Raw genomic sequence first — 24,158 nt, forward strand, 5'->3', positions numbered from 1 at the left:
TCATGACGCGCATCGCCTTTCTCAGCGACGGGTTCGACCTGTCGCCGCTGTTCGCGCCGCTGCGCGAGCGCCTGCCCGGGCTGCAGGTGGTCGGCGCCGACGGGCACGATGCCGAGATCGCCGTCTGCTGGCGTCCGCCGGCCGGCGCGCTGGCGCGGCTGCCCTCGCTGCGGCTGGTGCACAGCATCGCCGCCGGTGTCGACCACATCCTGGCCGATCCCGAGCTGCCCGCGGTGCCCGTGTGCCGCGTGGTCGATCCCGTCCACGCCGAGGGCATGGGCGAGTTCGTGATGTGGGCCGTGCTGCATTTCCATCGCGGTTTCGATCGCGTGCTCGCCAACCAGCGCGAACGGCGCTGGCTGCGCGAGCCGCAGGTCGCGGCGCAGGCACGCACGATCGGCGTGATGGGGCTCGGCGCGCTGGGCCGGCATGTCGCCGGGCTGCTGGCCGGGGCGGGTTTCCGCGTGCGCGGCTGGTCGCGCGAGCGCAAGTGTCTGGACGGCATCGAGACCTTCGGTGCCGGGCAGCTCGACGACTTCCTGGCCGGCAGCGAGATGCTGGTCTGCCTGCTGCCGCTCACCGCCGATACACGCGCCCTGATCGACCGGCACCTGCTCGCGCGCCTGCCGCGCGGGGCGAAGCTGATCCATGTGGGGCGCGGCGAGCATCTGGTCGCGGCGGACGTGCTGGCCGCGCTCGAGGACGGCAGGCTCGGCGGCGCGGTGATCGACGTGTTCGAGCGCGAGCCGCTGCCCGAGGACGATCCGTTCTGGGATGCGCCGAACCTGGTCGTCACGCCGCACATGGCCTCGGTGGCCAGCTTCGAGCGGATCGCCGCGCAGATCGCGGACAACGTGATGCGTCTGCGCGAGGGTTTGCCGCTGGCCAATCGGGTCGATCCGGCGCTGGGCTATTGAGCGGGCCTGGCGGCAAGGGCGTTGCCTTGCGTCCTGTTGCTGCTGAAGGTCGCGGTGGGTTCCGAAAGAAGATGCGCGGCAGCGGCCGCGTCGTTCAGCCGCCCTTCGCCGGCGTGTCGAGGCTCTCGCCGCCATGTGCCCGCACCTGCCCCGCCGCGAACGCGCGCAGCCGCTCCAGGAACACGGCCTCGGCCGCGCGCGGCTTGCGTTCGGCGGCCCACAGCAGCACCACGTCGAGATCGGCGATGCCCTCGGCCGGCGGCAGGCGCATCATGCGGCCCGCCGCGACCTGGGCTTGCCCGACGTGCTCGGGCAGGCTGCCGATGCCGAACCCGGCAACGATCAGCCGCATCACCTCCGCCATGCTCGCCGAGGTCGCGACCACCCGCCCGGCCAGGCCGTGCTGGTCGCGAAACACGCCGAGCACCGACAGCGAGGCGCCGAGCTGGTCGCCCGCGAAGGACACGAAATTCTCCTCGCGCAGGTCCTCGACGCTCAGGCCCTCTCGACCGAACAGCGGATGGCGGCGCCCGCAGAACAGCGCATAGCGCTGCGGCATGAACAACTGCTGGGCGATCTTGCCGCCCACGTGCCGGTTCAGGCTCAGCGCGGCGGTGGCCGTGTGCTGCAGCAAGGCGCTCGGCACGTCGGCGCTGCGCATCACCTGCACCTCGAAATCGATATCGGGATAGTCGGCGTGGAAGTCGGCGAGGAAATCGTCGTAGGCCTCGGACTGCACGCCGCTGACCGTGATCAGCCGCACCTGCCCCGACACGTAATGACCGCCTTCGCCCTCGTCGCTGGCCAGGCGTGAGATGCTGCCGTAGATCTCCTCGGCGATCTCGCGCACCTCGTTGCCGGCGCGCGTGATGTCGATGCGCGGGCCGCTGCGTTGCACGAGCTTGCGGCCGAGCTGTTCCTCGAGGCGGCGCAGCGCGTGGCTGACCGCCGGCTGGGTGATGTGCAGGTGGGCGGCGGCGCGGCTCACGCTCTGTTCGCGCGCGATCACCAGGAAGGTCCGCAGCAGGTTCCAGTCGAGCCGGTCGTTGATCAGTGCGGCGCGCACGCTGCGGGTCATCGCGGGCTCCGGAGGCGGGAAATGCCGAATTATAGGTGCGCCATTTTGCCCCGTGCATCCGTTGTTTCGAGATGAGGCGGGTGCTATGTTCGGACCTCGTTTTTTTCGAACTCAGGCCGGCGCGCTTGAACCGGCCTGCGCCGGCATGATCTCGTTGCCCTCGATCGCGTCCCGGCCGCGCGACAAACGAGGAGGCAATCATGCGCAATGTGGCGGTGGTGAATCGCTGGGTCGGCCTGGCCGGTCTCTCGCTCTGTATCCTGCTGGCGGTGCTGTCGCTGCCGGGCTGGTGGTATCTGCGCCATCACTGGGTGCCGGACGACGCGATCGTGCGCAGCCAGGTGCTGCGGCCCGGGCTGCAGCTCTACGTGGTGCGCCGCGAAGGCGGCGGCGCGCCGGTACCGGTCCTCTACGACTATTACCTGACGGGGCGCCTGATCGACCGGGGCACGCTCGGCGCGCTGATGGATCGCCGCGCGCCCTTCCTGGTCGCCGACAGCGACCAGGCCGAGATCACCATGGACGGCGAGGAGATGGTCTGCGTGGCCCTGTTCGGCCATGTCCATGGCTTCGCCAACAAGGTCGCGCTCGATCTCGGTGGCACACGGCGCGCGATTGCAATCTCGATCGTGGCGCGTCCGCCGGGCGCCTCGCGCGAGGCGCTCACCCGTCCGAATGGCCAGGGCATGAAGGAAGAAGGGGGCGAGGGCGCTTCTGTCTGTAAAATGCAGCCTTGATTTTCCACCCGAACCCTCCTGCCTCATGTCGCGCGCGCTCGAAATCCTGAACGAAGTTTTCGGTTATCCGGCCTTTCGCGGCCAACAGGGGGAGATCGTCGAGCATGTCGCGTCGGGCGGCGACTGCCTGGTGCTGATGCCCACCGGCGGCGGCAAGTCGCTCTGCTACCAGATCCCGGCGCTGGTGCGCCACGAATCGGGGCAGGGCGCCGGCATCGTGGTCTCGCCGCTGATCGCGCTGATGCAGGACCAGGTGGCCGCGCTGACCGAGGTCGGCGTGAGGGCGGCCTACCTGAACTCGACGCTGTCGGGCGCGCAGGCGGCCGCCACCGAGCGCGCGCTGCGCGAGGGCGAGATCGACCTGCTCTACGTGGCGCCCGAGCGGCTCATGACACCGCGCTTCCTCGACCTGCTCGAGCGCACGCGCATCGGCCTGTTCGCGATCGACGAGGCGCACTGCGTGTCGCAGTGGGGGCATGACTTCCGGCCCGAGTACATCCAGCTGTCGATCCTGCACGAGCGCTTCCCCTACGTGCCGCGCATCGCGCTGACGGCCACCGCCGACGCCATCACGCGCGACGAGATCATCCAGCGCCTCGCGCTCGACGACGCTCGCGTGTTCGTGTCGAGCTTCGACCGGCCCAATATCCGCTACCGGATCGTCGAGAAGGACAATGCGCGCTCGCAGCTGCTCGACTTCATCCGCGCCGAGCACACCAATGCCGACGGCACCACCGATGCGGGCGTGGTGTACTGCCTGTCGCGCCGCAAGGTGGAGGAGACCGCCGAGTGGCTCAAGACCCAGGGCGTGCGCGCATTGCCGTACCACGCCGGGATGGAGTTCGAGATCCGCCAGCGCCACCAGGAGATGTTCCAGCGCGAGGAGGGCATCGTGATGTGCGCGACGATCGCCTTCGGCATGGGCATCGACAAGCCCGACGTGCGCTTCGTGGCCCACCTGGACTTGCCCAAGAGCGTCGAGGGCTATTACCAGGAAACCGGCCGCGCGGGCCGCGACGGCCTGCCCGCCAATGCCTGGATGGCCTACGGGCTCGGCGACGTGGTGCAGCAGCGCAAGATGATCGACGAGTCCGACGCCGACGACGCGCACAAGCGGGTCCAGACCTCGAAGCTCGATGCGCTGCTGGGCCTGTGCGAAACCGCCTCGTGCCGGCGCGTGCGCCTGCTCGGTTATTTCGGCGAGGCCAGCCAGCCCTGCGGCAACTGCGATACCTGCCTGGAGCCGCCGGCCACCTGGGATGCCACGCGCGAGGCGCAGATGGCCCTGTCCTGCGTGTTTCGCGCGCAACGCGCGAGCGGCTTCAATTTCGGCTCCAGCCACCTGATCGAGATCCTGCGCGGCGCCAAGACCGAGAAGATCCAGCAGCGCGGCCACGACGCGCTGAGCACCTTCGGCATCGGCGCCGAGCTCTCCGAACCCGAATGGCGCGCGATCTTCCGCCAGTTGGTGGCCTTCGGCTACCTGGCGGTCGATCACGGCGGCTTCGGCGCGCTGGTGCTGACGGCGGCCAGCAAGCCGGTGCTCAAGGGCGAGGAAAGCGTCACGCTGCGTCGCTACGTGAAGCCCAAGAGCTCGCGCCAGTCCTCGGCGCGCAGCGGCGCGCGGGCCGACCCGACCGCCGGCATGTCGACGCGCGAGCGCGCCTGCTGGGAGCGGCTGCGGGCCTGGCGTGCCGAGACCGCCAAGAGCGACGGCGTGCCCGCCTACGTGATCTTCCATGATGCGACCCTCGCCGAGATCGCCCGCAACGCGCCGGAGTCGATCGAGGACCTTCGCCATATCCCCGGCATCGGGGCGCGCAAGCTCGAGCGCTTCGGCGACGAGCTGATCGACGTGGTCGAGTCGGCCTGAGCCTGGCCGAAGGGTTGCCGGGCGGGATCGAAGGGGGCGGGATCGGTGAGGTGGGATGTTGCGGTGCGATCACCGCAGCGGGCGTCGCTGATTCGTCACTTATTCTTGCCCCGGCAAATCACGCAAGCTGTTGACTCGCTTGAGATTTTTGCTTTATGATGCCGGGTTCCGATTCTCGGGAGGTAAACACGCGTGCCGACGTCATGCGCCGGCGGGTGGAGTGTTCTTCCAGGTTTCGGATAGCCACAGGCATGCCGGCGTCGCTTTGCCCGTCGTCAGTGTGCCGGTTTTTGTCATTTTCAGGAATACACAATGCCAACCATCAATCAATTGGTTCGCAAAGGCCGTGAGTCGGAAACGACCAAGAGCAAGAGCCCGGCCCTGCAGAACTGCCCCCAGCGTCGCGGCGTGTGCACCCGTGTGTACACGACGACGCCGAAGAAGCCGAACTCGGCACTCCGTAAGGTCGCCAAGGTTCGTCTGACGAACGGTTTCGAAGTGATTTCGTACATCGGCGGTGAAGGCCACAACCTGCAGGAACACTCGGTTGTGCTGATCCGCGGCGGCCGTGTGAAGGATTTGCCGGGTGTGCGTTACCACATGGTTCGCGGCTCGCTGGATACGCAGGGCGTGAAGGACCGTAAGCAAGCGCGCTCGAAGTACGGCGCGAAGCGTGCGAAGGCTGCGAAGTAAGCAGACTCCGAATGGTGATCGCCGTCAGGCGGTTAATGCGGTGGTGCCGGATAGCCGGTGCTGTCGAGTAAGTGGTCACCCGGCCAAGCTGGTTAGTCGAACGAGATGAATCGGGTTTGTTGGTGGCCGCGGAGCTGGTCTCAGCTCCAACTGAAAAGTTAAAGGAAGAAACATGCCGCGTCGTCGCGAAGTCCCCAAGCGGGAAGTGTTGCCGGATCCGAAGTACGGCAACGTTGATGTTGCAAAATTCATGAACATGCTGATGCTGTCCGGCAAGAAGTCGGTCGCTGAACGCATCGTTTATGGCGCTTTCGAACAGATCCAGACCAAGGGTGGCAAGGACCCGCTGGAAGTGTTCACTGTCGCGCTGAACAACGTGAAGCCGGTGGTCGAAGTGAAGAGCCGTCGCGTTGGTGGTGCGAACTATCAGGTTCCGGTCGAAGTGCGCCCGTCGCGTCGTATGGCATTGGCGATGCGCTGGCTGCGTGAGGCCGCGAAGAAGCGTAGCGAGAAGTCGATGGCCCTGCGCCTGGCTGGTGAACTCTCCGAAGCGGCCGAAGGCCGTGGCGGCGCGATGAAGAAGCGCGACGAAGTTCACCGGATGGCAGAAGCCAACCGCGCGTTCTCGCACTTCCGCTTCTAAGCGAAAGCGCGAATCAAGCGGTAAAAATCCGGGCGGGTGCGCTTTTTCGAGCGCCTCGCCCGTTTGTGTTGAGGCGTGACGCGGCTTTGCGTCGCGTTAACCCATAGAGGATCAAAGTGGCTCGCAAGACTCCTATCGAGCGCTACCGCAACATCGGTATTAGCGCCCACATCGACGCCGGCAAGACGACGACGACCGAGCGCATTCTGTTTTATACCGGCGTGAACCACAAGATCGGTGAAGTTCACGACGGCGCCGCCACGATGGACTGGATGGAGCAGGAACAGGAGCGTGGCATCACGATCACCTCCGCTGCCACCACCGCCTTCTGGAAGGGCATGGGCGGCAACTATCCGGAACACCGCATCAACATCATCGACACCCCGGGCCACGTCGACTTCACGATCGAAGTGGAGCGCTCGATGCGCGTGCTCGACGGCGCGTGCATGGTGTACTGCGCCGTGGGCGGCGTGCAGCCGCAGTCGGAAACCGTCTGGCGCCAGGCCAACAAGTACAAGGTGCCGCGTCTGGCCTTCGTCAACAAGATGGACCGTACCGGCGCGAACTTCTTCAAGGTCTACGACCAGCTCCGTCTGCGCCTGAAGGCGAACCCGGTGCCGGTGGTGGTGCCGATCGGCGCGGAAGAAAGCTTCAAGGGCGTGGTCGACCTGATCAAGATGAAGGCGATCGTTTGGGACGAGGCGTCCCAGGGCACGAAGTTCGACTACATCGACATCCCGGCGGAACTCGCCGAGACGTGCCAGGAATGGCGCGAGAAGATGGTCGAGGCGGCAGCCGAAGCCAACGAAGACCTGATGAACAAGTACCTGGAAGAGGGCGATCTGTCGGAAGCCGAGATCGTCAAGGCGCTGCGCGACCGTACGATCGCCTGCGAAATCCAGCCGATGCTGTGCGGTACCGCGTTCAAGAACAAGGGCGTGCAGCGCATGCTTGACGCCGTGATCGACTTCCTGCCGTCGCCGGTCGACATTCCGCCGGTTACCGGCGAACTCGACAACGGTGACAAGGTCGAGCGTCTCGCGTCGGACGAAGAGAAGTTCTCGTCGCTGGCGTTCAAGATCATGACCGACCCGTTCGTCGGCCAGCTGATCTTCTTCCGCGTGTACTCGGGCGTCGTCAATTCGGGCGACACGCTGCTGAACTCGACCAAGGGCAAGAAGGAACGCCTGGGCCGGATTCTGCAGATGCACGCGAACCAGCGCGAGGAAATCAAGGAAGTCCGCGCCGGCGACATCGCCGCGGCGGTCGGCCTGAAGGATGCGACCACCGGTGACACGCTGTGCGACCCGGCCCATCCGATCATCCTGGAACGCATGGTGTTCCCGGAGCCGGTGATCTCGCAGGCCGTCGAGCCGAAGACGAAGCCGGACCAGGAAAAGATGGGCCTGGCGCTGAACCGCCTGGCTCAGGAAGATCCGTCGTTCCGCGTCCAGACGGACGAGGAATCGGGCCAGACCATCATTTCGGGCATGGGCGAGCTCCACCTCGAAATTCTGGTCGACCGGATGCGCCGTGAATTCGGCGTCGAGGCAACCGTCGGCAAGCCGCAGGTTGCTTATCGCGAAACGATCCGTTCGACGGCGAAGGATGTCGACGGCAAGTTCGTCAAGCAGTCGGGTGGTCGCGGCCAGTACGGCCATGCGGTCATCACGCTCGAGCCGAACGAGCAGGGCAAGGGCTACGAGTTCCTGGACGAGATCAAGGGCGGTGTGATTCCTCGCGAATACATCCCGGCGGTCGACAAGGGCATTCAGGACACGCTGAAGGCCGGCGTGCTGGCAGGCTTCCCGGTGGTCGACGTGAAGGTGCACCTGACCTTCGGTTCGTACCACGACGTGGACTCGAACGAAAACGCGTTCCGCATGGCCGGTTCGATGGCGTTCAAGGAAGCAATGCGCCGCGCCAGCCCGGTGGTGCTCGAGCCGATGATGGCAGTTGAAGTCGAAACGCCGGAAGACTACATGGGCAACGTGATGGGCGACCTGTCGGGCCGTCGCGGTATCGTCCAGGGCATGGAAGACATGGTTGGCGGCGGCAAGATCGTTCGCGCCGAAGTGCCGCTGTCGGAAATGTTCGGCTACTCGACCTCGCTGCGTTCGCTCACGCAAGGTCGCGCGACCTACACGATGGAGTTCAAGCACTACTCGGAAGCTCCGCGTAACGTCGCCGAAGCGATCATCAGCGCCAAGTCGAAGTAAATCGTCTCCATCCAACATTCATTTTTGAAAGAAGAGAATCATGGCAAAAGGTAAGTTCGAACGGACCAAGCCGCACGTCAACGTCGGTACGATCGGTCACGTTGACCACGGCAAGACGACGCTGACGGCAGCTATCGCAACGGTTCTGTCGGCGAAGTTCGGCGGCGAAGCGAAGAAGTACGACGAAATCGACGCGGCGCCGGAAGAAAAGGCACGTGGCATCACGATCAACACCGCGCACATCGAGTACGAAACGGCGAACCGCCACTACGCACACGTCGATTGCCCGGGCCACGCCGACTACGTGAAGAACATGATCACGGGTGCCGCGCAGATGGACGGCGCGATCCTGGTGTGCTCGGCCGCCGACGGCCCGATGCCGCAAACGCGTGAGCACATCCTGCTGGCGCGTCAGGTTGGCGTTCCGTACATCATCGTGTTCCTGAACAAGTGCGACATGGTGGACGACGCTGAACTGCTCGAGCTGGTCGAGATGGAAGTTCGCGAACTCCTGTCGAAGTACGACTTCCCGGGCGACGACACGCCGATCATCAAGGGTTCGGCGAAGCTGGCGCTGGAAGGCGACAAGGGCGAGCTGGGCGAGACGGCGATCATGAGCCTGGCCGATGCGCTGGACACGTACATCCCGACGCCGGAGCGCGCGGTCGATGGTACGTTCCTGATGCCGGTGGAAGACGTGTTCTCGATCTCGGGTCGCGGCACGGTGGTGACGGGTCGTGTCGAGCGTGGCATCGTGAAGGTCGGCGAAGAAATCGAAATCGTCGGCATCAAGGACACGCAGAAGACGACCTGCACGGGCGTGGAAATGTTCCGCAAGCTGCTGGACCAAGGTCAGGCTGGCGACAACGTGGGTATCCTGCTGCGCGGCACGAAGCGTGAAGACGTGGAGCGTGGCCAGGTTCTGGCCAAGCCGGGTTCGATCAAGCCGCACACGCACTTCACGGCTGAAGTGTACGTGCTGAGCAAGGACGAAGGCGGCCGCCACACGCCGTTCTTCAACAACTACCGTCCGCAGTTCTACTTCCGTACGACGGACGTGACGGGCTCGATCGAGCTGCCGAAGGACAAGGAAATGGTCATGCCGGGCGACAACGTGTCGATCACGGTGAAGCTGATCGCTCCGATTGCGATGGAAGAAGGTCTGCGCTTCGCGATCCGCGAAGGTGGCCGTACCGTCGGCGCCGGCGTCGTCGCCAAGATCCTCGACTAAACTCGAGTATCGCTGCCGGGCCGCAGCTGGTGTATCATCTGCGGTTCAGCGCCCGGGAGCGGGCGCCTGGTCTCCCCAGGCGCCCGCTCCTACGTTCTTTTACTGATCCGGCGATGCAACATCGCCTCGCTCTTTTCAAGGAATCGTCATGCAAAAGCAAAAAATCCGCATTCGCCTGAAGGCTTTCGACTATCGTCTGATCGACCAGTCGGCTGCCGAGATCGTCGACACGGCGAAGCGGACGGGTGCAATCGTCCGTGGCCCGGTGCCGCTGCCGACCCGCATCCAGCGCTTCGACATCCTGCGTTCGCCGCACGTCAACAAGACCTCGCGTGACCAGCTCGAAATCCGCACCCACCAGCGCCTGATGGACATCGTCGATCCGACCGACAAGACGGTCGACGCGCTGATGAAGCTCGACCTGCCGGCTGGCGTGGACGTCGAAATCAAGCTGCAGTAAGGCTCGCGGCGGATCCGGCCCCGGCTGGAAACGCTAAGTCTTTGATTGCTTGCGGAAAACGTAAAGCCTCGCTATAATGCAAGGCTTTTCGCGTATTTGCGTAAAAACCGACGCGCCTGCTCTTGCGGCAAGCGCGCCGTTTTGTAAATTAGCCCCGACCAATCGCAGTCGGGAATGGAGAAAACGATGAGCCTTGGACTCGTAGGTCGCAAGGTTGGCATGACCCGTATTTTCACGGCTGAAGGGGATTCGATTCCCGTCACCGTGCTGGACGTGTCGGACAACCGCGTGACGCAGATCAAGACTGTTGAAACCGACGGCTACACGGCCGTGCAGGTTGCATTTGGCTCCCGTCGCGCATCGCGCGTGACGAAGCCGTTGGCAGGTCATCTCGCCAAAGCCGGCGTCGAAGCCGGTGAAGTTCTCAAGGAATTCCGCATCGATGCGGCCAAGGCAGCCGAGCTGTCGAATGGCGCCATCGTCGGTCCCGATCTCTTCGAAGTAGGCCAGAAGGTCGACGTGCAAGGCGTGTCGATCGGTAAGGGCTATGCCGGTACGATCAAGCGTTACAACTTCAGCTCGGGCCGCGCAACGCACGGTAACTCGCGCTCGCACAACGTGCCGGGCTCGATCGGTATGGCGCAGGATCCGGGTCGTGTGTTCCCGGGCAAGCGCATGACCGGTCACATGGGTGACGTGACGGTTACGGTTCAGAACCTCGAAATCGCGCGTATCGACGCAGAGCGCAAGCTGCTGCTCGTGAAGGGCGCAATTCCGGGCGCGAAGGGCGGCAAGGTCTTCGTGACGCCGGCCGTCAAGACCAAGGGGGCGAAATAATGGAACTCAAGCTCCTGAATGAAAATGGTCAGGAAGGTGCGTCGGTCAACGCGTCGGACGTCGTGTTCGGCCGTGACTACAACGAAGCGCTGATCCACCAGGTCGTCGTGGCTTACCAGGCGAACGCTCGCCAGGGTAACCGCGCGCAGAAGGATCGCGAACAAGTCAAGCACACGACCAAGAAGCCGTGGCGCCAGAAGGGTACGGGCCGCGCTCGTGCCGGTATGTCGTCGAGCCCGCTGTGGCGCGGCGGTGGCCGTATCTTCCCGAATTCGCCGGAAGAAAACTTCTCGCACAAGGTCAACAAGAAGATGCACCGCGCAGGTCTGCGCTCCATCTTCTCGCAGCTGGCCCGCGAAGGCCGTCTGTCGGTCGTCGAGCAACTGACGCTCGAAGCGCCGAAGACCAAGCTGCTGGCCGAGAAGTTCAAGGCCATGGGCCTCGAATCCGTGCTCGTCATCACCGATACGGTCGATGAGAACCTGTACCTCGCGTCGCGCAACCTGCCGAATGTGGCGGTTGTCGAGCCGCGTTACGCCGACCCGCTGTCGCTGATCTACTTCAAGAAGATCCTGGTCACGAAGGCTGCGGTCGCCCAGATCGAGGAGTTGCTGTCATGAGCGAGATTCGCAAGAACGATCATCGTTTGATGCAGGTCCTGCTCGCGCCGGTGGTCTCCGAGAAGGCGACCCTGGTTGCCGACAAGAACGAGCAAGTCGTGTTCGAAGTCGCACCGGATGCCACGAAGCAGGAAGTGAAGGCCGCTGTCGAGCTGCTGTTCAAGGTGGAAGTTGATTCCGTCAACGTGCTGGTCCAGAAGGGCAAGCAAAAGCGTTTCGGCCGCTCGATGGGCCGTCGCAAGGACGTGAAGAAGGCGTACGTCTGCCTGAAGCCCGGCCAGGAAATCAACTTTGAAGCGGAGGCCAAGTAATCATGGCAATCGTTAAAGTTAAGCCGACTTCGCCGGGTCGCCGCGCGATGGTCAAGGTGGTCAACAAGGATCTGCACAAGGGCAAGCCGTTCGCACCGCTGCTCGACACGCAGAGCACGACCGCCGGCCGTAACAACAACGGCCGCATCACCACGCGCCACAAGGGCGGTGGTCACAAGCAACACTACCGTGTCGTCGATTTCCGTCGCAACAAGGACGGCATCCCGGCAAAGGTCGAGCGTCTCGAGTACGACCCGAACCGTAGCGCGAACATCGCGCTGGTTCTGTACGCAGACGGCGAGCGTCGCTACATCATCGCGCCGAAGGGCGTGACGGTCGGCCAGCAACTGCTGTCCGGTTCGGAAGCGCCGATCCGCGCGGGCAATGCCCTGCCGATCCGCAACATTCCGGTCGGTACGACGATCCACTGCATCGAGATGCTGCCGGGCAAGGGCGCGCAGATCGCGCGTTCGGCCGGTACCTCGGCCATGCTGCTGGCGCGTGAAGGCGTCTACGCGCAGGTTCGTCTGCGTTCGGGCGAAATCCGCCGCGTGCACATCGAGTGCCGCGCGACGATCGGTGAAGTCGGCAACGAAGAGCACAGCCTGCGCCAGATCGGCAAGGCCGGTGCCAACCGCTGGCGCGGTATCCGCCCGACGGTTCGTGGCGTCGCGATGAACCCGATCGATCACCCGCACGGTGGTGGTGAAGGCAAGACCGCGGCAGGCCGCGATCCGGTGAGCCCGTGGGGCACGCCGGCGAAGGGCTTCCGTACGCGTCGCAACAAGCGCACGACGACGATGATCGTCCAGCGCCGTCACAAGCGTTAAGGAGTAGGCAATGGCACGTTCTGTTAAAAAAGGTCCGTTCTGCGACGCCCATTTGCTGAAGAAAGTTGAGGCGGCTGCAGCTTCGCGCGACAAGAAGCCGATCAAGACCTGGTCGCGTCGTTCGACGATCCTCCCGGATTTCATCGGTCTGACGATCGCCGTCCACAACGGCCGTCAACACGTTCCGGTGTACATCTCGGAAAACATGGTCGGCCACAAGCTTGGCGAGTTCGCACTGACCCGGACGTTCAAGGGTCACGCGGCCGACAAGAAGGCCAAGAAATAAGGGGCAATCAAGATGGAAGTGAAAGCAATTCATCGCGGTGCCCGCATCTCGGCGCAGAAGACGCGCCTGGTGGCTGACCAGATCCGCGGTTTGCCGGTCGACAAGGCGCTGAACGTCCTGACGTTCTCGCCGAAGAAGGCCGCCGGCATCGTGAAGAAGGTGGTGTTGTCGGCTATCGCGAATGCGGAGCACAACGAAGGCGCCGACATCGACGAGCTCAAGATCAAGAGCATCTACGTCGACAAGGCTGCCTCGCTCAAGCGCTTCACCGCGCGCGCCAAGGGCCGCGGCAACCGCATTGAGAAGCAATCCTGTCACATCACTGTGACGGTCGGGAATTAAGGGGTCACACGATGGGACAGAAAATTCATCCGACTGGCTTCCGTTTGGCCGTCAGCCGCAATTGGGCTTCGCGTTGGTACGCGAACAACAACAATTTCGCGGCGATGCTGCAGGAAGACATCGGCGTCCGTGAGTATCTGAAGAAGAAGCTGAAGAACGCTTCGGTCGGTCGCGTCGTCATCGAGCGCCCGGCGAAGAACGCACGGATCACGATTTACAGCTCGCGTCCGGGCGTCGTCATCGGCAAGAAGGGTGAGGACATCGAACTGCTGAAGACGGAACTGCAACGCCGCATGGGCGTGCCGGTTCACGTCAACATCGAAGAGATCCGCAAGCCGGAAACCGATGCTCAGCTGATCGCCGATTCGATCACGCAACAGCTCGAGCGCCGGATCATGTTCCGCCGCGCGATGAAGCGTGCGATGCAGAACGCCATGCGTCTGGGTGCTCAGGGCATCAAGATCATGAGCGCCGGTCGTCTGAACGGCATTGAAATCGCTCGTACCGAGTGGTATCGCGAAGGCCGCGTGCCCCTGCACACGCTGCGCGCCGACATCGATTACGCAACGTCGGAAGCCAAGACGACGTACGGCATCATCGGCGTCAAGGTGTGGGTGTACAAGGGCGACACGCTGGGCCGCAACGATGCGCCGGTGGTCGAGGAAGTGACGGAAGACAAGCGCCCGCGCCGCAATGCGCGTCCTGGCGATCGTCGTCCGCGCCGTGACGGTGAAGGCGGTGGTCCGGGTGCCCGTCGTGGCGCGCCGCGTCGCGCTGCAGGCAAGCCGGAAGACGGCAAGACTGGAGAATAACGATGCTGCAACCGAAACGCAGGAAGTATCGTAAGGAGCAGAAGGGTCGTAACACCGGTATCGCGACGCGCGGCAACGCCGTGTCGTTCGGTGAATTCGGCCTGAAGGCTATCGGTCGCGGCCGTCTGACCGCACGCCAGATCGAAGCGGCGCGTCGTGCCATGACGCGTCACATCAAGCGTGGCGGCCGGATCTGGATCCGCATCTTCCCGGACAAGCCGATTTCGCAGAAGCCGGCCGAAGTGCGGATGGGTAACGGTAAGGGTAACCCTGAGTACTACGTCGCCGAGATTCAGCCGGGCAAGATGCTGTACGAAATGGATGGCGTAACCGAAGAACTGGCACGCGAAGCGTTCCGTCTGGCAGCTGCCAAGCTGCCGCTCAAGACGGCATTCATCGTTCGTCAGCTCGGCGCCTAAGGAGAAAACATGAAGGCTTCCGAACTTCTCCAGAAAGATCAGGCCGCGCTCAACAAGGAGCTGTCGGACCTGTTGAAGGCGCAATTCGGCCTGCGCATGCAACTCGCGACCCAGCAGCTCACGAACACGAGCCAGCTGAAGAAGGTTCGTCGCGATATCGCTCGTGTGCGGACCGTCCTGACTCAGAAGGCGAACCAGAAATGAACGATAGCGTGAAAACCTCGCTCAAGCGGACGCTGGTCGGTCGTGTGGTCAGCAACAAGATGGACAAGACCGTCACGGTGCTGATCGAGAACCGCGTCAAGCATCCGATCTACGGCAAGTACGTCGTGCGCTCGAAGAAGTACCACGCACACGACGAAGCGAACACCTACAACGAGGGTGACCTCGTTGAAATCCAGGAAACGCGTCCTCTCTCGAAGACCAAGGCCTGGACGGTGTCGCGCCTGATCGAAGCAGCCCGCGTCATCTAAGCGGGAGGCCGAAAGGCCACAAGCAGTAGAAGTGCTTGAAATCGCAAAGTTTTTGCTTGCGTGGCCGGGATTATTTGTTATAATCCCGGTCTTCCCTCTTTATGGGAGCCCCGTCGCGGGCGAAGTCACGGTGGGGGAAGCGGGCTGGCGTTCTGTCGGCTCGATGATTCACCGATTTGCGATGGCGGGTTTCGTTTGCCATCGCTGCTGTTCAAACCCAAGCAGCCGCAGTTGGCTGACGGGACCAAGACTGACCGTATGTGCCATGGTGGCGCATCCGGATTAAGTTGGGAAAGATAAACCATGATCCAGACCGAATCTCGGCTTGAAGTGGCCGACAACACGGGTGCACGTGAAGTCATGTGCATCAAGGTGCTCGGCGGCTCGAAGCGTCGTTATGCCAGCATTGGCGACATCATCAAGGTGACCGTCAAGGAAGCAACGCCGCGCGGGCGCGTGAAGAAAGGCGAAATCTACAACGCCGTGGTGGTTCGTACCGCCAAGGGCGTGCGTCGTCAGGACGGTTCGCTGATCAAGTTCGACGGCAACGCCGCTGTGCTTTTGAACAACAAGCTCGAGCCGATCGGCACCCGCATTTTCGGGCCGGTCACGCGTGAGCTGCGTAGCGAACGATTCATGAAGATCGTTTCGCTGGCGCCGGAAGTGCTGTAAGGAGTCGCGATGAACAAGATTCGCAAGGGTGACGAAGTCATCGTCGTCACCGGCAAGGACAAGGGCAAGCGCGGCGTCGTGCTGGCCGTCGGCGCCGAACATGTGACCGTCGAAGGTATCAACCTCGTCAAGAAGCATGTGAAGCCGAACCCGATGAAGGGTACGACGGGTGGCGTGGAAGCGAAGACGATGCCGCTGCATATTTCGAACGTCGCACTGGTCGACGCGAACGGCAAGGCCTCGCGTGTCGGCATCAAGGTCGAGGAAGGCAAGAAGGTTCGCTTCCTGAAGACGACCGGCGCCGTGCTGGCCTGACGCGGAGTAGAAAAATGGCACGTTTTCAAGAGTTTTACAAAGAAACGGTAGTTCCCGGCCTGGTCGAGAAGTTCGGCTACAAGTCGATCATGGAAGTGCCGCGCATCACCAAGATCACCCTGAACATGGGCCTTGGCGAAGCCGTCGCTGACAAGAAGATCATCGAGAACGCCGTTGGCGACCTGACGAAGATCGCAGGTCAGAAGCCTGTCGTGACGAAGGCCCGCAAGGCAATCGCCGGCTTCAAGATCCGCCAGGGCTACCCGATCGGCGCGATGGTGACGCTGCGCGGCCGCGCGATGTATGAATTCCTCGATCGTTTCGTGACGGTCGCCCTGCCCCGCGTGCGCGATTTCCGCGGCGTGTCGGGTCGCGCGTTCGACGGCCGTGGCAACTACAACATCGGTGTGAAAGAGCAGATCATTTTCCCCGAAATCGATTACGACAAGATCGACGCGCTGCGTGGGCTGAACATCAGCATCACGACCACCGCGAAGACCGACGACGAAGCGAAGGCACTGCTCGCCAGCTTCAAGTTCCCGTTCAGAAACTGAGGTTACCGTGGCTAAACTGGCACTGATCGAACGTGAAAAGAAGCGTGCTCGCCTGGCAGAGAAGTACGCACCGAAGCGTGCGGCACTGAAGGCGATCATCGACGACGAGAGCAAGTCGGACGAAGAGCGCTACGCCGCCCGTCTCGAACTGCAACAACTGCCCCGCAACGCCAACCCGACCCGCAAGCGTAACCGCTGCGCGATCACGGGCCGTCCGCGTGGCACGTTCCGTAAATTCGGCCTCGCGCGTAACAAGATTCGTGAAATCGCTTTCCGCGGCGAGATTCCTGGCCTGACCAAGGCGAGCTGGTAATAGGAGAAACGTAAATGAGCATGAGTGATCCTATCGCCGATATGCTGACTCGCATCCGCAACGCGCAGATGGTCGAGAAGGTTTCGGTGGCAATGCCCTCGTCGAAGGTCAAGATCGCGATCGCCCAAGTCCTGAAGGACGAAGGCTACATCGACGATTTCGCAGTCAAGACCGAAGGCGCGAAGGCAGAACTGAACATTGCACTGAAGTACTACGCCGGCCGTCCGGTCATCGAACGCCTCGAGCGCGTGTCGAAGCCTGGCCTGCGCGTGTACCGTGGCCGCAATGACATCCCTCAGGTCATGAACGGCCTGGGTGTGGCAATCGTGTCGACGCCGAAGGGCGTGATGACCGACCGCAAGGCGCGCGCTACGGGCGTCGGCGGCGAAGTCATCTGCTACGTCGCTTAACCGAGGAGAAAGAAACATGTCTCGAGTAGGTAAGAGCCCGATCGCGCTGCAAGGCGCCGAGGTGACGCTGGCAAACGGCTCCATCACCGTGAAGGGTCCGCTGGGCACGATCTCGCAAGTGGTCAATCCGCTTGTGACGGTGGTGAACCAGGACGGCACGCTGAACTTGGCGCCGGTCGACGAAAGCCGCGAAGCGAATGCACTGTCGGGCACGATGCGCGCGATCATCGCGAACATGGTGCACGGCGTGACCAAGGGTTTCGAGCGCAAGCTGACGCTGGTTGGCGTCGGTTATCGTGCGCAGGCGCAAGGCGACAAGCTGAACCTGTCGCTGGGTTTCTCGCACCCGGTGGTGCACCAGATGCCGGAAGGCATCAAGGCTGAAACCCCGACGCAAACCGAAATCGTGATCAAGGGGATCAACAAGCAACAAGTCGGTCAAGTGGCTGCGGAAGTCCGCGGTTACCGTCCGCCGGAGCCCTACAAGGGCAAGGGCGTGCGCTATTCCGACGAGGTTGTGATCCTCAAAGAAACGAAGAAGAAGTAAGGGTGCGCAATCATGGATAAGACTCAATCTCGCCTGCGCCGCGCTCGCCAGACGCGTATCAAGATCGCTGAGCTGCAGGTCGCGCGTCTCGCCGTGCATCGCACGAACTCGCACATCTACGCGCAAGTGTTCTCGCCGTGCGGCACCAAGGTGGTGGCCAGTGCGTCGACGCTGGAAGCCGAAGTGCGTGCGCAGCTGGCTGACCAGTCGGGCAAGGGCGGCAACGTCAATGCCGCAACGCTGATCGGCAAGCGTATCGCCGAGAAGGCCAAGGCCGCCGGCATCGAATCCGTCGCCTTCGACCGCTCGGGCTTCCGCTACCATGGCCGCGTCAAGGCGCTGGCTGATGCAGCTCGCGAAGCTGGGCTCAAGTTCTAAGGGAAGAATTCGTCATGGCAAAGATGCAAGCGAAAGTTCAGGCTGACGAGCGCGACGACGGCCTTCGCGAAAAAATGATTTCGGTCAATCGCGTGACCAAGGTCGTGAAGGGTGGCCGGATTCTCGGTTTCGCCGCGCTGACCGTGGTTGGCGACGGTGATGGCCGCGTCGGTATGGGCAAGGGCAAGGCGAAGGAAGTGCCGGTCGCTGTCCAGAAGGCAATGGAGCAGGCTCGCCGCAACATGTTCAAGGTGCCGCTGAAGAACGGCACGCTGCAGCATGAAGTGCACGGCAAGCACGGCGCGTCGACGGTCCTCCTCGCTCCGGCGAAGGGTGGTACCGGCGTGATCGCCGGCGGCCCGATGCGCGCGGTGTTCGACGTGATGGGCGTGCAGAACGTCGTCGCGAAGAGCCACGGCTCGACGAACCCGTACAACCTGGTTCGTGCGACGCTCGATGGCCTGCGCAAGCAATCGACGCCGGCTGACATTGCTGCCAAGCGCGGCAAGTCGGTCGAAGAAATTTTGGGCTAAGCCCAGGTGGTCACCATGTCTGATAAAACTGTCAAGGTTCAGCTCGTCAAGAGCCTGATTGGGACCCGCGAATCGCACCGCGCCACCGTGCGCGGTCTGGGTCTGCGTCGACTCAACTCGGTCAGCGAGCTGCAGGATACGCCGGCCGTGCGCGGCATGATCAACAAGGTCTCGTACCTTGTTAAGGTCATCGGCTAAGCGCCGACTACGGATCAAGGAGTTGATATGGAATTGAATAACCTGAAGCCGGCGGAAGGCGCGAAGCACGCTAAGCGTCGCGTCGGCCGCGGCATCGGTTCCGGCCTCGGTAAGACGGCCGGCCGTGGTCACAAGGGTCAGAAGTCGCGTTCGGGCGGCTTCCACAAGGTTGGCTTCGAAGGCGGTCAGATGCCGCTGCAACGTCGTCTGCCGAAGCGCGGCTTCACGTCGCTGACGAAGGAATTCGTCGGTGAAGTGCGTCTGGGCGACCTCGAGAAGCTGCCGGTCGACGAGATCGATCTGCTCGCACTGAAGCAAGCCGGCCTGGTCGGCGAGCTGACGAAGAGCGCGAAGATCATCGCCACGGGCGAGCTGAAGCGCAAGATCACCGTGAAGGGTCTCGGCGCGACGAAGTCGGCACGCGCAGCGATCGAAGCGGCTGGCGGTTCGTTCGCCGAGTAACGCAGCTCGCGCTCGTTACTAGCATCTGCATCGGAGAAGATACTTGGCCAACAGCCCGAGTCTCGCAAAACCCGGTCGAAGCACGGCGAAGTTCGGCGATCTGCGTCGGCGGGCGATGTTCCTGCTGCTGGCGCTGATCGTCTATCGCATCGGCGCGCACATTCCGGTTCCGGGTATCGATCCGGATCAACTGGCGAAGCTGTTCCAGAGCCAGGCAGGCGGCATCCTCGGCATGTTCAACATGTTCTCGGGTGGTGCGTTGTCCCGCTTCACGATCTTCGCGCTGGGGATCATGCCGTACATCTCCGCGTCGATCATCATGCAGTTGCTGGCGATTGTCTCGCCGCAGCTCGAGGCGCTGAAGAAGGAAGGGCAGGCAGGGCAGCGGAAGATCACGCAGTACACGCGTGTCTTCACGGTCGTGCTGGCCACGTTCCAGGCCTTCGGCATCGCGGCTGCGCTGGAAAATCAGCCTGGCCTCGTGATCGATCCGGGCATGCTGTTCCGTCTCACGACGGTCGTCACCCTGGTGACGGGCACGATGTTCCTGATGTGGCTCGGCGAGCAGATCACCGAGCGCGGTCTGGGCAACGGTATTTCGATCATCATCTTCGGCGGGATCGCAGCAGGGTTCCCGAATGCCGTGGGTGGCCTGTTCGAGCTGGTGCGTACGGGTTCGATGAGCATCATTTCGGCGATCATCATCGTCGTCCTGATTGCAGCGGTGACCTACCTGGTCGTGTTCATTGAACGCGGTCAGCGCAAGATCCTCGTGAACTACGCGAAGCGCCAGGTCGGCAACAAGATTTACGGTGGGCAGTCGTCACACCTGCCGCTGAAGTTGAACATGTCGGGCGTGATTCCGCCGATCTTCGCGTCGTCGATCATCCTGTTCCCGGCAACCATCCTGAGCTGGTTCAGCTCGGGTGAGCGCAAGAGCTGGCTGTCCGACACGCTGCACAACGTGGCGGAAGCGCTGAAGCCGGGTCAGCCGGTGTACGTGCTGCTGTATACGCTGGCGATCGTGTTTTTCTGCTTCTTCTACACCGCACTGGTGTTCAACAGCAGGGAAACGGCGGACAACCTGAAGAAGAGCGGTGCATTCGTGCCGGGCATCCGTCCGGGCGACCAGACCGCGCGATACATCGACCGCATCCTCACGCGTCTGACGCTGGCCGGTGCGATCTACATCGTCTTCGTGTGTCTGCTGCCGGAATTCCTGGTGCTGCGCTGGAACGTGCCGTTTTATTTTGGTGGAACGTCGCTGCTGATCATTGTCGTCGTCACGATGGACTTCATGGCGCAGGTGCAGTCGTACGTTATGTCGCAACAGTATGAATCGCTGCTCAAGAAAGCCAATTTCAAGGGCAGCAACATCCCAATGCGTTGAAAGGACTATGGCCAAAGACGATGTAATCCAGATGCAGGGAGAAGTGGTCGAAAACCTTCCGAATGCTACCTTCCGCGTGAAGCTGGAAAACGGCCATGTCGTGTTGGGGCATATCTCGGGCAAGATGCGGATGCACTACATCCGTATCTTGCCGGGCGACAAGGTGACGGTTGAATTGACGCCTTACGATCTGTCGCGTGCGCGGATCGTGTTCCGGGCGAAGTGATTTGTAAAAAGGGTAATATCATGAAAGTGATGGCATCGGTTAAGCGCATTTGCCGCAATTGCAAGATCATCAAGCGCAAGGGCGTGGTTCGCGTGATCTGCAGCTCGGACCCGCGCCATAAACAGCGTCAAGGCTGATCGCGCGTTTATTTGCGCTTTTTGTTTGAGGAAAAACAATGGCTCGTATCGCAGGGGTTAACATCCCGAATCACCAGCATACCGAGATCGGCCTGACGGCGATTTTCGGTGTCGGCCGCACGCGCGCTCGCAGCATCTGCGTCGCAGCAGGCGTCGAATTCTCGAAGAAGGTCAAGGACCTGAACGACGCAGACCTCGAAAAGCTGCGTGAAGAAGTGGGCAAGTTTGTCGTCGAAGGCGATCTGCGCCGTGAAGTGACGATGAACATCAAGCGCCTGATGGACCTCGGCTGCTACCGCGGCGTCCGCCATCGCAAGGGTCTGCCGATGCGTGGCCAGCGTACGCGTACGAATGCACGCACCCGCAAGGGTCCGCGCCGCGCCGCTCAAGCGCTGAAGAAATAAGCTGACAGTTACAGGAAAACGTCATGGCTAAGGCTTCCAATAACGCGGCTCAACGCGTTCGCAAGAAGGTTAAGAAGAACGTTGCGGAAGGCGTGGTTCACGTTCACGCATCGTTCAACAACACGATCATCACGATCACCGATCGTCAGGGCAACGCTCTGGCGTGGGCGACGTCGGGCGGCCAGGGCTTCAAGGGTTCGCGCAAGTCGACCCCGTTCGCAGCACAGGTCGCAGCCGAGTCGGCTGGCCGTGTCGCGATGGAATACGGCGTGAAGAACCTCGAAGTTCGCATCAAGGGCCCGGGCCCGGGTCGTGAGTCGGCAGTGCGCGCACTGCACGGCCTCGGCATCAAGATCACGGCGATTTCCGACGTGACCCCGATCCCGCACAACGGCTGCCGTCCGCCGAAGCGCCGCCGCATCTAAGGATGCCAGGCGCAGCCTGTCGTCGCCGCAGGGCGGCTTCGGGCAACGTAGTCTATTGATTGACTAAGTCCACCGTTCGGTCCAAAGGACACGAACTAGCGCGGTTTTTGCGACCGCGTGACGATAGATAGAGGAAACGCAAAGTGGCACGTTATACCGGCCCCAAGGCCAAGCTGTCCCGCCGTGAAGGCACCGACCTGTTCCTGAAGAGCGCGCGTCGCTCGCTCGCCGACAAGTGCAAGCTCGACAGCAAGCCGGGTCAGCACGGCCGCATCTCCGGTGCGCGCACGTCCGACTACGGCACGCAGCTGCGTGAAAAGCAGAAGGTCAAGCGCATTTACGGCGTGCTGGAGCGCCAGTTCCGCCGCTACTTCGCGGAAGCTGACCGCCGCAAGGGCAACACGGGTGAAAACCTGCTGCAACTGCTCGAGTCGCGCCTGGACAACGTCGTCTACCGCATGGGTTTCGGTTCGACCCGCGCCGAAGCGCGTCAGCTCGTCGGCCACAAGGCCATCACGGTGAACGGCATCGTCTCGAACATCCCGTCGCTGCAAGTCAAGGCGGGCGACATCATCGCGATCCGCGAAAAGTCGAAGAAGCAGGCGCGTATCGTCGAAGCGCTGTCGCTGGCTGAGCAAGGCGGCATGCCGAGCTGGGTCGCGGTCGATGCGAAGAAGTTCGAAGGCACCTTCAAGCAAGTGCCGGAGCGCGCCGAAATCGCAGGCGACATCAACGAAAGCCTGATCGTCGAATTGTATTCGCGTTAATCCGATTGATAGCCGAGGTACCCTGCTTGCGAGAGCCGGCAGGGCCTCGGTTCTTCATTTTCAGGTGTTACCGGTCAGCCTTATCGGTGTAACGAGCCGAGGGTATTGAAAAGGAAAACCTATGCAAACCAGTTTGTTGAAACCCAAGATCATCGCCGTGGAATCGCTGGGCGAGAACCATGCGAAAGTGGTCATGGAGCCGTTCGAACGCGGCTACGGTCACACCTTGGGCAATGCGCTCCGTCGCGTCCTGCTGTCGTCGATGATCGGCTATGCGCCGACCGAAGTGACGATCGCCGGCGTGGTGCACGAGTATTCGACGCTTGATGGTGTGCAAGAGGACGTCGTCAACCTGCTGCTGAACCTGAAGGGCGTGGTGTTCAAGCTGCACAACCGCGACGAAGTCACGGTGACGCTGCGCAAGGAAGGCGAAGGCATCGTGACGGCCGGCGACATCGAACTCGCGCATGACTGCGAGGTGATCAACCCGGATCACGTGATTGCCCACCTGACGAAGGGCGGCAAGCTCGACGTCCAGATCAAGATCGAGAAGGGCCGCGGCTATGTGCCGGGCAACGTGCGTCGCTACGGCGAGGAATCGGCCAAGATCATCGGCCGCATCGTGCTGGACGCGTCGTTCTCGCCGGTTCGCCGCGTGAGCTACGCCGTCGAGAGCGCCCGCGTCGAGCAGCGTACCGACCTGGACAAGCTCGTCATGAACATCGAGACGAGCGGCGTGATCACCCCGGAAGAGGCGATTCGCCAGTCGGCCCGCATCCTGGTCGACCAGCTGTCCGTGTTCGCGGCGCTGGAAGGCACGGAAACGGCCGCCGAAGCCCCGTCGCGCGCACCGCAGATCGATCCGATCCTGCTGCGTCCGGTCGATGATCTCGAGCTGACGGTTCGTTCGGCGAACTGCCTGAAGGCCGAGAACATCTACTACATCGGCGACCTGATCCAGCGCACGGAAAACGAGCTGCTGAAGACGCCGAACCTCGGTCGCAAGTCGCTCAACGAGATCAAGGAAGTGCTCGCTTCGCGCGGTCTCACGCTGGGCATGAAGCTCGAGAACTGGCCGCCGGCCGGCCTCGACAAGTAATCGCACGGCAGCAACAGCGTCGTCATCTGGTCAGGACGCGGATTTTCCTTTAAAATCCGCGTCTTGTCTTTTTTCTACCGGCCCGTGCGCCTCAAGGCGCGATAGAAGAGCTGGATCAAAACTTTGAATCAAGGAAACTGAAATGCGTCACCGTCATGGTCTGCGGAAACTGAACCGCACGAGCAGCCACCGTCTGGCAATGCTCCGTAACATGTCCAACTCGCTGATCGAGCACGAAGTCATCAAGACGACGCTGCCGAAGGCGAAGGAACTGCGCAAGGTCGTCGAGCCCCTCATCACCCTGGGCAAGAAGCCGTCGCTGGCCAACCGTCGCCTGGCGTTCAACCGCCTGCGCGATCGTGACTCGGTCACGAAGCTGTTCGACGTGCTCGGTCCGCGCTTCGCGAACCGTCCGGGCGGCTACCTGCGTATCCTGAAGTTCGGCTTCCGCGTTGGCGACAATGCACCGATGGCGCTGGTCGAACTGCTCGACCGCCCGGAAGTCTCGGAAGAGAACGTCCAGGAAGCGGAATAAGCTTCATCTGAT

General features: G+C 62.4%; 37 protein-coding genes. 36 read left to right on the forward strand and 1 reads right to left on the reverse strand.

Annotation, left to right across the window (positions count from 1 at the left end; all coding sequences use genetic code 11):
- The first annotated feature begins 2 nt into the window (after nucleotides 1-2).
- Nucleotides 3-917 (forward strand): glyoxylate/hydroxypyruvate reductase A, encoded by a 915-nt coding sequence (locus F3J18_RS11665; protein WP_166912898.1) that lies wholly within the window; start codon nucleotides 3-5, stop codon nucleotides 915-917.
- Between the two features lie 94 nt (nucleotides 918-1,011).
- On the opposite strand, the gene F3J18_RS11670 is transcribed toward F3J18_RS11665, so the two are convergent.
- Nucleotides 1,012-1,995, reverse strand: coding sequence for a LysR family transcriptional regulator (locus tag F3J18_RS11670; RefSeq protein ID WP_025101117.1), 984 nt, complete (start codon nucleotides 1,993-1,995; stop codon nucleotides 1,012-1,014).
- A 200-nt stretch (nucleotides 1,996-2,195) separates the two neighbouring features.
- Here F3J18_RS11670 and F3J18_RS11675 point away from each other — a divergent pair, with 200 nt between their 5' ends.
- The 35 genes from F3J18_RS11675 to rplQ all read left to right on the forward strand — a co-directional run bounded on the left by F3J18_RS11675 (nucleotide 2,196) and on the right by rplQ (nucleotide 24,146).
- Nucleotides 2,196-2,732 (forward strand): hypothetical protein, encoded by a 537-nt coding sequence (locus tag F3J18_RS11675; RefSeq protein WP_166912899.1) that lies wholly within the window; start codon nucleotides 2,196-2,198, stop codon nucleotides 2,730-2,732.
- Between the two features lie 25 nt (nucleotides 2,733-2,757).
- The gene (recQ, locus tag F3J18_RS11680) at nucleotides 2,758-4,605 is read left to right on the forward strand and encodes a DNA helicase RecQ (protein WP_025101119.1); all 1,848 of its coding nucleotides are present in this window, start codon (nucleotides 2,758-2,760) and stop codon (nucleotides 4,603-4,605) included.
- Nucleotides 4,606-4,917: 312 nt separating this feature from the next.
- Complete coding sequence (rpsL, locus tag F3J18_RS11685; protein WP_012734353.1) at nucleotides 4,918-5,298, forward strand: 30S ribosomal protein S12; 381 nt, start codon at nucleotides 4,918-4,920, stop codon at nucleotides 5,296-5,298.
- A 172-nt stretch (nucleotides 5,299-5,470) separates the two neighbouring features.
- Entirely contained in the window at nucleotides 5,471-5,941 is a 471-nt protein-coding gene (rpsG, locus tag F3J18_RS11690) for a 30S ribosomal protein S7 (protein WP_004198359.1), read from the forward strand.
- Nucleotides 5,942-6,057: 116 nt separating this feature from the next.
- A complete protein-coding gene (gene fusA / locus F3J18_RS11695) occupies nucleotides 6,058-8,160 on the forward strand; it encodes an elongation factor G (protein WP_025101120.1) in 2,103 nt (700 codons plus the stop codon).
- A 40-nt stretch (nucleotides 8,161-8,200) separates the two neighbouring features.
- Nucleotides 8,201-9,391: an elongation factor Tu gene (gene tuf, locus F3J18_RS11700; RefSeq protein ID WP_166912900.1), complete on the forward strand. Its 1,191-nt coding sequence runs from the start codon at nucleotides 8,201-8,203 to the stop codon at nucleotides 9,389-9,391.
- Between the two features lie 148 nt (nucleotides 9,392-9,539).
- A complete protein-coding gene (gene rpsJ / locus F3J18_RS11705; RefSeq protein WP_012734355.1) occupies nucleotides 9,540-9,851 on the forward strand; it encodes a 30S ribosomal protein S10 in 312 nt (103 codons plus the stop codon).
- 186 nt (nucleotides 9,852-10,037) lie between these two features.
- The gene (gene rplC, locus F3J18_RS11710) at nucleotides 10,038-10,688 is read left to right on the forward strand and encodes a 50S ribosomal protein L3 (RefSeq protein ID WP_013696368.1); all 651 of its coding nucleotides are present in this window, start codon (nucleotides 10,038-10,040) and stop codon (nucleotides 10,686-10,688) included.
- Entirely contained in the window at nucleotides 10,688-11,308 is a 621-nt protein-coding gene (gene rplD, locus F3J18_RS11715; protein ID WP_013696369.1) for a 50S ribosomal protein L4, read from the forward strand. Before rplC ends, rplD begins: the two co-directional genes overlap by 1 nt.
- Entirely contained in the window at nucleotides 11,305-11,619 is a 315-nt protein-coding gene (rplW, locus tag F3J18_RS11720) for a 50S ribosomal protein L23 (RefSeq protein ID WP_012734358.1), read from the forward strand. Before rplD ends, rplW begins: the two co-directional genes overlap by 4 nt.
- 2 nt (nucleotides 11,620-11,621) lie before the next feature.
- A complete protein-coding gene (gene rplB / locus F3J18_RS11725) occupies nucleotides 11,622-12,449 on the forward strand; it encodes a 50S ribosomal protein L2 (protein ID WP_013696370.1) in 828 nt (275 codons plus the stop codon).
- 10 nt (nucleotides 12,450-12,459) lie between these two features.
- Nucleotides 12,460-12,735 carry a 30S ribosomal protein S19 gene (gene rpsS / locus F3J18_RS11730; RefSeq protein ID WP_004199273.1) on the forward strand — a complete coding sequence of 92 codons (276 nt, stop codon included), beginning with the start codon at nucleotides 12,460-12,462 and terminating at the stop codon, nucleotides 12,733-12,735.
- A gap of 12 nt (nucleotides 12,736-12,747) precedes the next feature.
- Nucleotides 12,748-13,077, forward strand: a complete 330-nt coding sequence (rplV, locus tag F3J18_RS11735) for a 50S ribosomal protein L22 (protein WP_004199272.1) — start codon at nucleotides 12,748-12,750, stop codon at nucleotides 13,075-13,077.
- Nucleotides 13,078-13,088: 11 nt separating this feature from the next.
- Nucleotides 13,089-13,889 carry a 30S ribosomal protein S3 gene (gene rpsC / locus F3J18_RS11740; RefSeq protein WP_012734360.1) on the forward strand — a complete coding sequence of 267 codons (801 nt, stop codon included), beginning with the start codon at nucleotides 13,089-13,091 and terminating at the stop codon, nucleotides 13,887-13,889.
- A 2-nt stretch (nucleotides 13,890-13,891) separates the two neighbouring features.
- Nucleotides 13,892-14,308 (forward strand): 50S ribosomal protein L16, encoded by a 417-nt coding sequence (rplP, locus tag F3J18_RS11745; RefSeq protein ID WP_013696371.1) that lies wholly within the window; start codon nucleotides 13,892-13,894, stop codon nucleotides 14,306-14,308.
- Nucleotides 14,309-14,317: 9 nt separating this feature from the next.
- Nucleotides 14,318-14,512, forward strand: a complete 195-nt coding sequence (rpmC, locus tag F3J18_RS11750; RefSeq protein ID WP_004199856.1) for a 50S ribosomal protein L29 — start codon at nucleotides 14,318-14,320, stop codon at nucleotides 14,510-14,512.
- The gene (rpsQ, locus tag F3J18_RS11755) at nucleotides 14,509-14,781 is read left to right on the forward strand and encodes a 30S ribosomal protein S17 (protein WP_012734362.1); all 273 of its coding nucleotides are present in this window, start codon (nucleotides 14,509-14,511) and stop codon (nucleotides 14,779-14,781) included. The genes rpmC and rpsQ overlap by 4 nt, the downstream gene beginning before the upstream one ends.
- Before the next feature lie 303 nt (nucleotides 14,782-15,084).
- Nucleotides 15,085-15,453, forward strand: coding sequence for a 50S ribosomal protein L14 (gene rplN, locus F3J18_RS11760; protein WP_013696372.1), 369 nt, complete (start codon nucleotides 15,085-15,087; stop codon nucleotides 15,451-15,453).
- Between the two features lie 9 nt (nucleotides 15,454-15,462).
- Complete coding sequence (rplX, locus tag F3J18_RS11765) at nucleotides 15,463-15,768, forward strand: 50S ribosomal protein L24 (RefSeq protein ID WP_013696373.1); 306 nt, start codon at nucleotides 15,463-15,465, stop codon at nucleotides 15,766-15,768.
- A gap of 14 nt (nucleotides 15,769-15,782) precedes the next feature.
- The gene (rplE, locus tag F3J18_RS11770) at nucleotides 15,783-16,322 is read left to right on the forward strand and encodes a 50S ribosomal protein L5 (RefSeq protein WP_013696374.1); all 540 of its coding nucleotides are present in this window, start codon (nucleotides 15,783-15,785) and stop codon (nucleotides 16,320-16,322) included.
- 7 nt (nucleotides 16,323-16,329) lie between these two features.
- Nucleotides 16,330-16,635, forward strand: coding sequence for a 30S ribosomal protein S14 (gene rpsN, locus F3J18_RS11775; protein ID WP_013696375.1), 306 nt, complete (start codon nucleotides 16,330-16,332; stop codon nucleotides 16,633-16,635).
- 14 nt (nucleotides 16,636-16,649) lie between these two features.
- The gene (gene rpsH, locus F3J18_RS11780; RefSeq protein WP_013696376.1) at nucleotides 16,650-17,045 is read left to right on the forward strand and encodes a 30S ribosomal protein S8; all 396 of its coding nucleotides are present in this window, start codon (nucleotides 16,650-16,652) and stop codon (nucleotides 17,043-17,045) included.
- 16 nt (nucleotides 17,046-17,061) lie between these two features.
- Nucleotides 17,062-17,592, forward strand: coding sequence for a 50S ribosomal protein L6 (gene rplF, locus F3J18_RS11785; protein ID WP_013696377.1), 531 nt, complete (start codon nucleotides 17,062-17,064; stop codon nucleotides 17,590-17,592).
- 12 nt (nucleotides 17,593-17,604) lie between these two features.
- Nucleotides 17,605-17,970 carry a 50S ribosomal protein L18 gene (gene rplR / locus F3J18_RS11790; protein ID WP_012734368.1) on the forward strand — a complete coding sequence of 122 codons (366 nt, stop codon included), beginning with the start codon at nucleotides 17,605-17,607 and terminating at the stop codon, nucleotides 17,968-17,970.
- A gap of 14 nt (nucleotides 17,971-17,984) precedes the next feature.
- Nucleotides 17,985-18,503, forward strand: coding sequence for a 30S ribosomal protein S5 (rpsE, locus tag F3J18_RS11795; protein ID WP_013696378.1), 519 nt, complete (start codon nucleotides 17,985-17,987; stop codon nucleotides 18,501-18,503).
- Nucleotides 18,504-18,518: 15 nt separating this feature from the next.
- Complete coding sequence (gene rpmD / locus F3J18_RS11800) at nucleotides 18,519-18,701, forward strand: 50S ribosomal protein L30 (RefSeq protein WP_007730608.1); 183 nt, start codon at nucleotides 18,519-18,521, stop codon at nucleotides 18,699-18,701.
- A gap of 27 nt (nucleotides 18,702-18,728) precedes the next feature.
- A complete protein-coding gene (gene rplO, locus F3J18_RS11805; protein ID WP_013696380.1) occupies nucleotides 18,729-19,163 on the forward strand; it encodes a 50S ribosomal protein L15 in 435 nt (144 codons plus the stop codon).
- 43 nt (nucleotides 19,164-19,206) lie between these two features.
- The gene (secY, locus tag F3J18_RS11810; RefSeq protein ID WP_025099466.1) at nucleotides 19,207-20,553 is read left to right on the forward strand and encodes a preprotein translocase subunit SecY; all 1,347 of its coding nucleotides are present in this window, start codon (nucleotides 19,207-19,209) and stop codon (nucleotides 20,551-20,553) included.
- A 7-nt stretch (nucleotides 20,554-20,560) separates the two neighbouring features.
- Nucleotides 20,561-20,779: a translation initiation factor IF-1 gene (gene infA, locus F3J18_RS11815; protein WP_012734373.1), complete on the forward strand. Its 219-nt coding sequence runs from the start codon at nucleotides 20,561-20,563 to the stop codon at nucleotides 20,777-20,779.
- A 20-nt stretch (nucleotides 20,780-20,799) separates the two neighbouring features.
- Nucleotides 20,800-20,916, forward strand: coding sequence for a 50S ribosomal protein L36 (gene rpmJ, locus F3J18_RS11820; RefSeq protein ID WP_004199844.1), 117 nt, complete (start codon nucleotides 20,800-20,802; stop codon nucleotides 20,914-20,916).
- A gap of 38 nt (nucleotides 20,917-20,954) precedes the next feature.
- Nucleotides 20,955-21,320 (forward strand): 30S ribosomal protein S13, encoded by a 366-nt coding sequence (rpsM, locus tag F3J18_RS11825; RefSeq protein WP_013696382.1) that lies wholly within the window; start codon nucleotides 20,955-20,957, stop codon nucleotides 21,318-21,320.
- A 23-nt stretch (nucleotides 21,321-21,343) separates the two neighbouring features.
- A complete protein-coding gene (gene rpsK / locus F3J18_RS11830) occupies nucleotides 21,344-21,745 on the forward strand; it encodes a 30S ribosomal protein S11 (RefSeq protein ID WP_012734376.1) in 402 nt (133 codons plus the stop codon).
- 143 nt (nucleotides 21,746-21,888) lie between these two features.
- A complete protein-coding gene (gene rpsD, locus F3J18_RS11835; protein WP_025099465.1) occupies nucleotides 21,889-22,512 on the forward strand; it encodes a 30S ribosomal protein S4 in 624 nt (207 codons plus the stop codon).
- Between the two features lie 121 nt (nucleotides 22,513-22,633).
- Nucleotides 22,634-23,611 carry a DNA-directed RNA polymerase subunit alpha gene (gene rpoA, locus F3J18_RS11840; RefSeq protein ID WP_013696384.1) on the forward strand — a complete coding sequence of 326 codons (978 nt, stop codon included), beginning with the start codon at nucleotides 22,634-22,636 and terminating at the stop codon, nucleotides 23,609-23,611.
- Between the two features lie 142 nt (nucleotides 23,612-23,753).
- On the forward strand, nucleotides 23,754-24,146 hold the full coding sequence (gene rplQ / locus F3J18_RS11845; RefSeq protein ID WP_013696385.1) for a 50S ribosomal protein L17: 393 nt from the start codon (nucleotides 23,754-23,756) through the stop codon (nucleotides 24,144-24,146).
- Nucleotides 24,147-24,158: the final 12 nt, after the last annotated feature.

Source organism: Burkholderia sp. Ax-1720, assembly GCF_011753035.1.
In the GTDB taxonomy this organism is placed as follows: domain Bacteria; phylum Pseudomonadota; class Gammaproteobacteria; order Burkholderiales; family Burkholderiaceae; genus Burkholderia; species Burkholderia gladioli.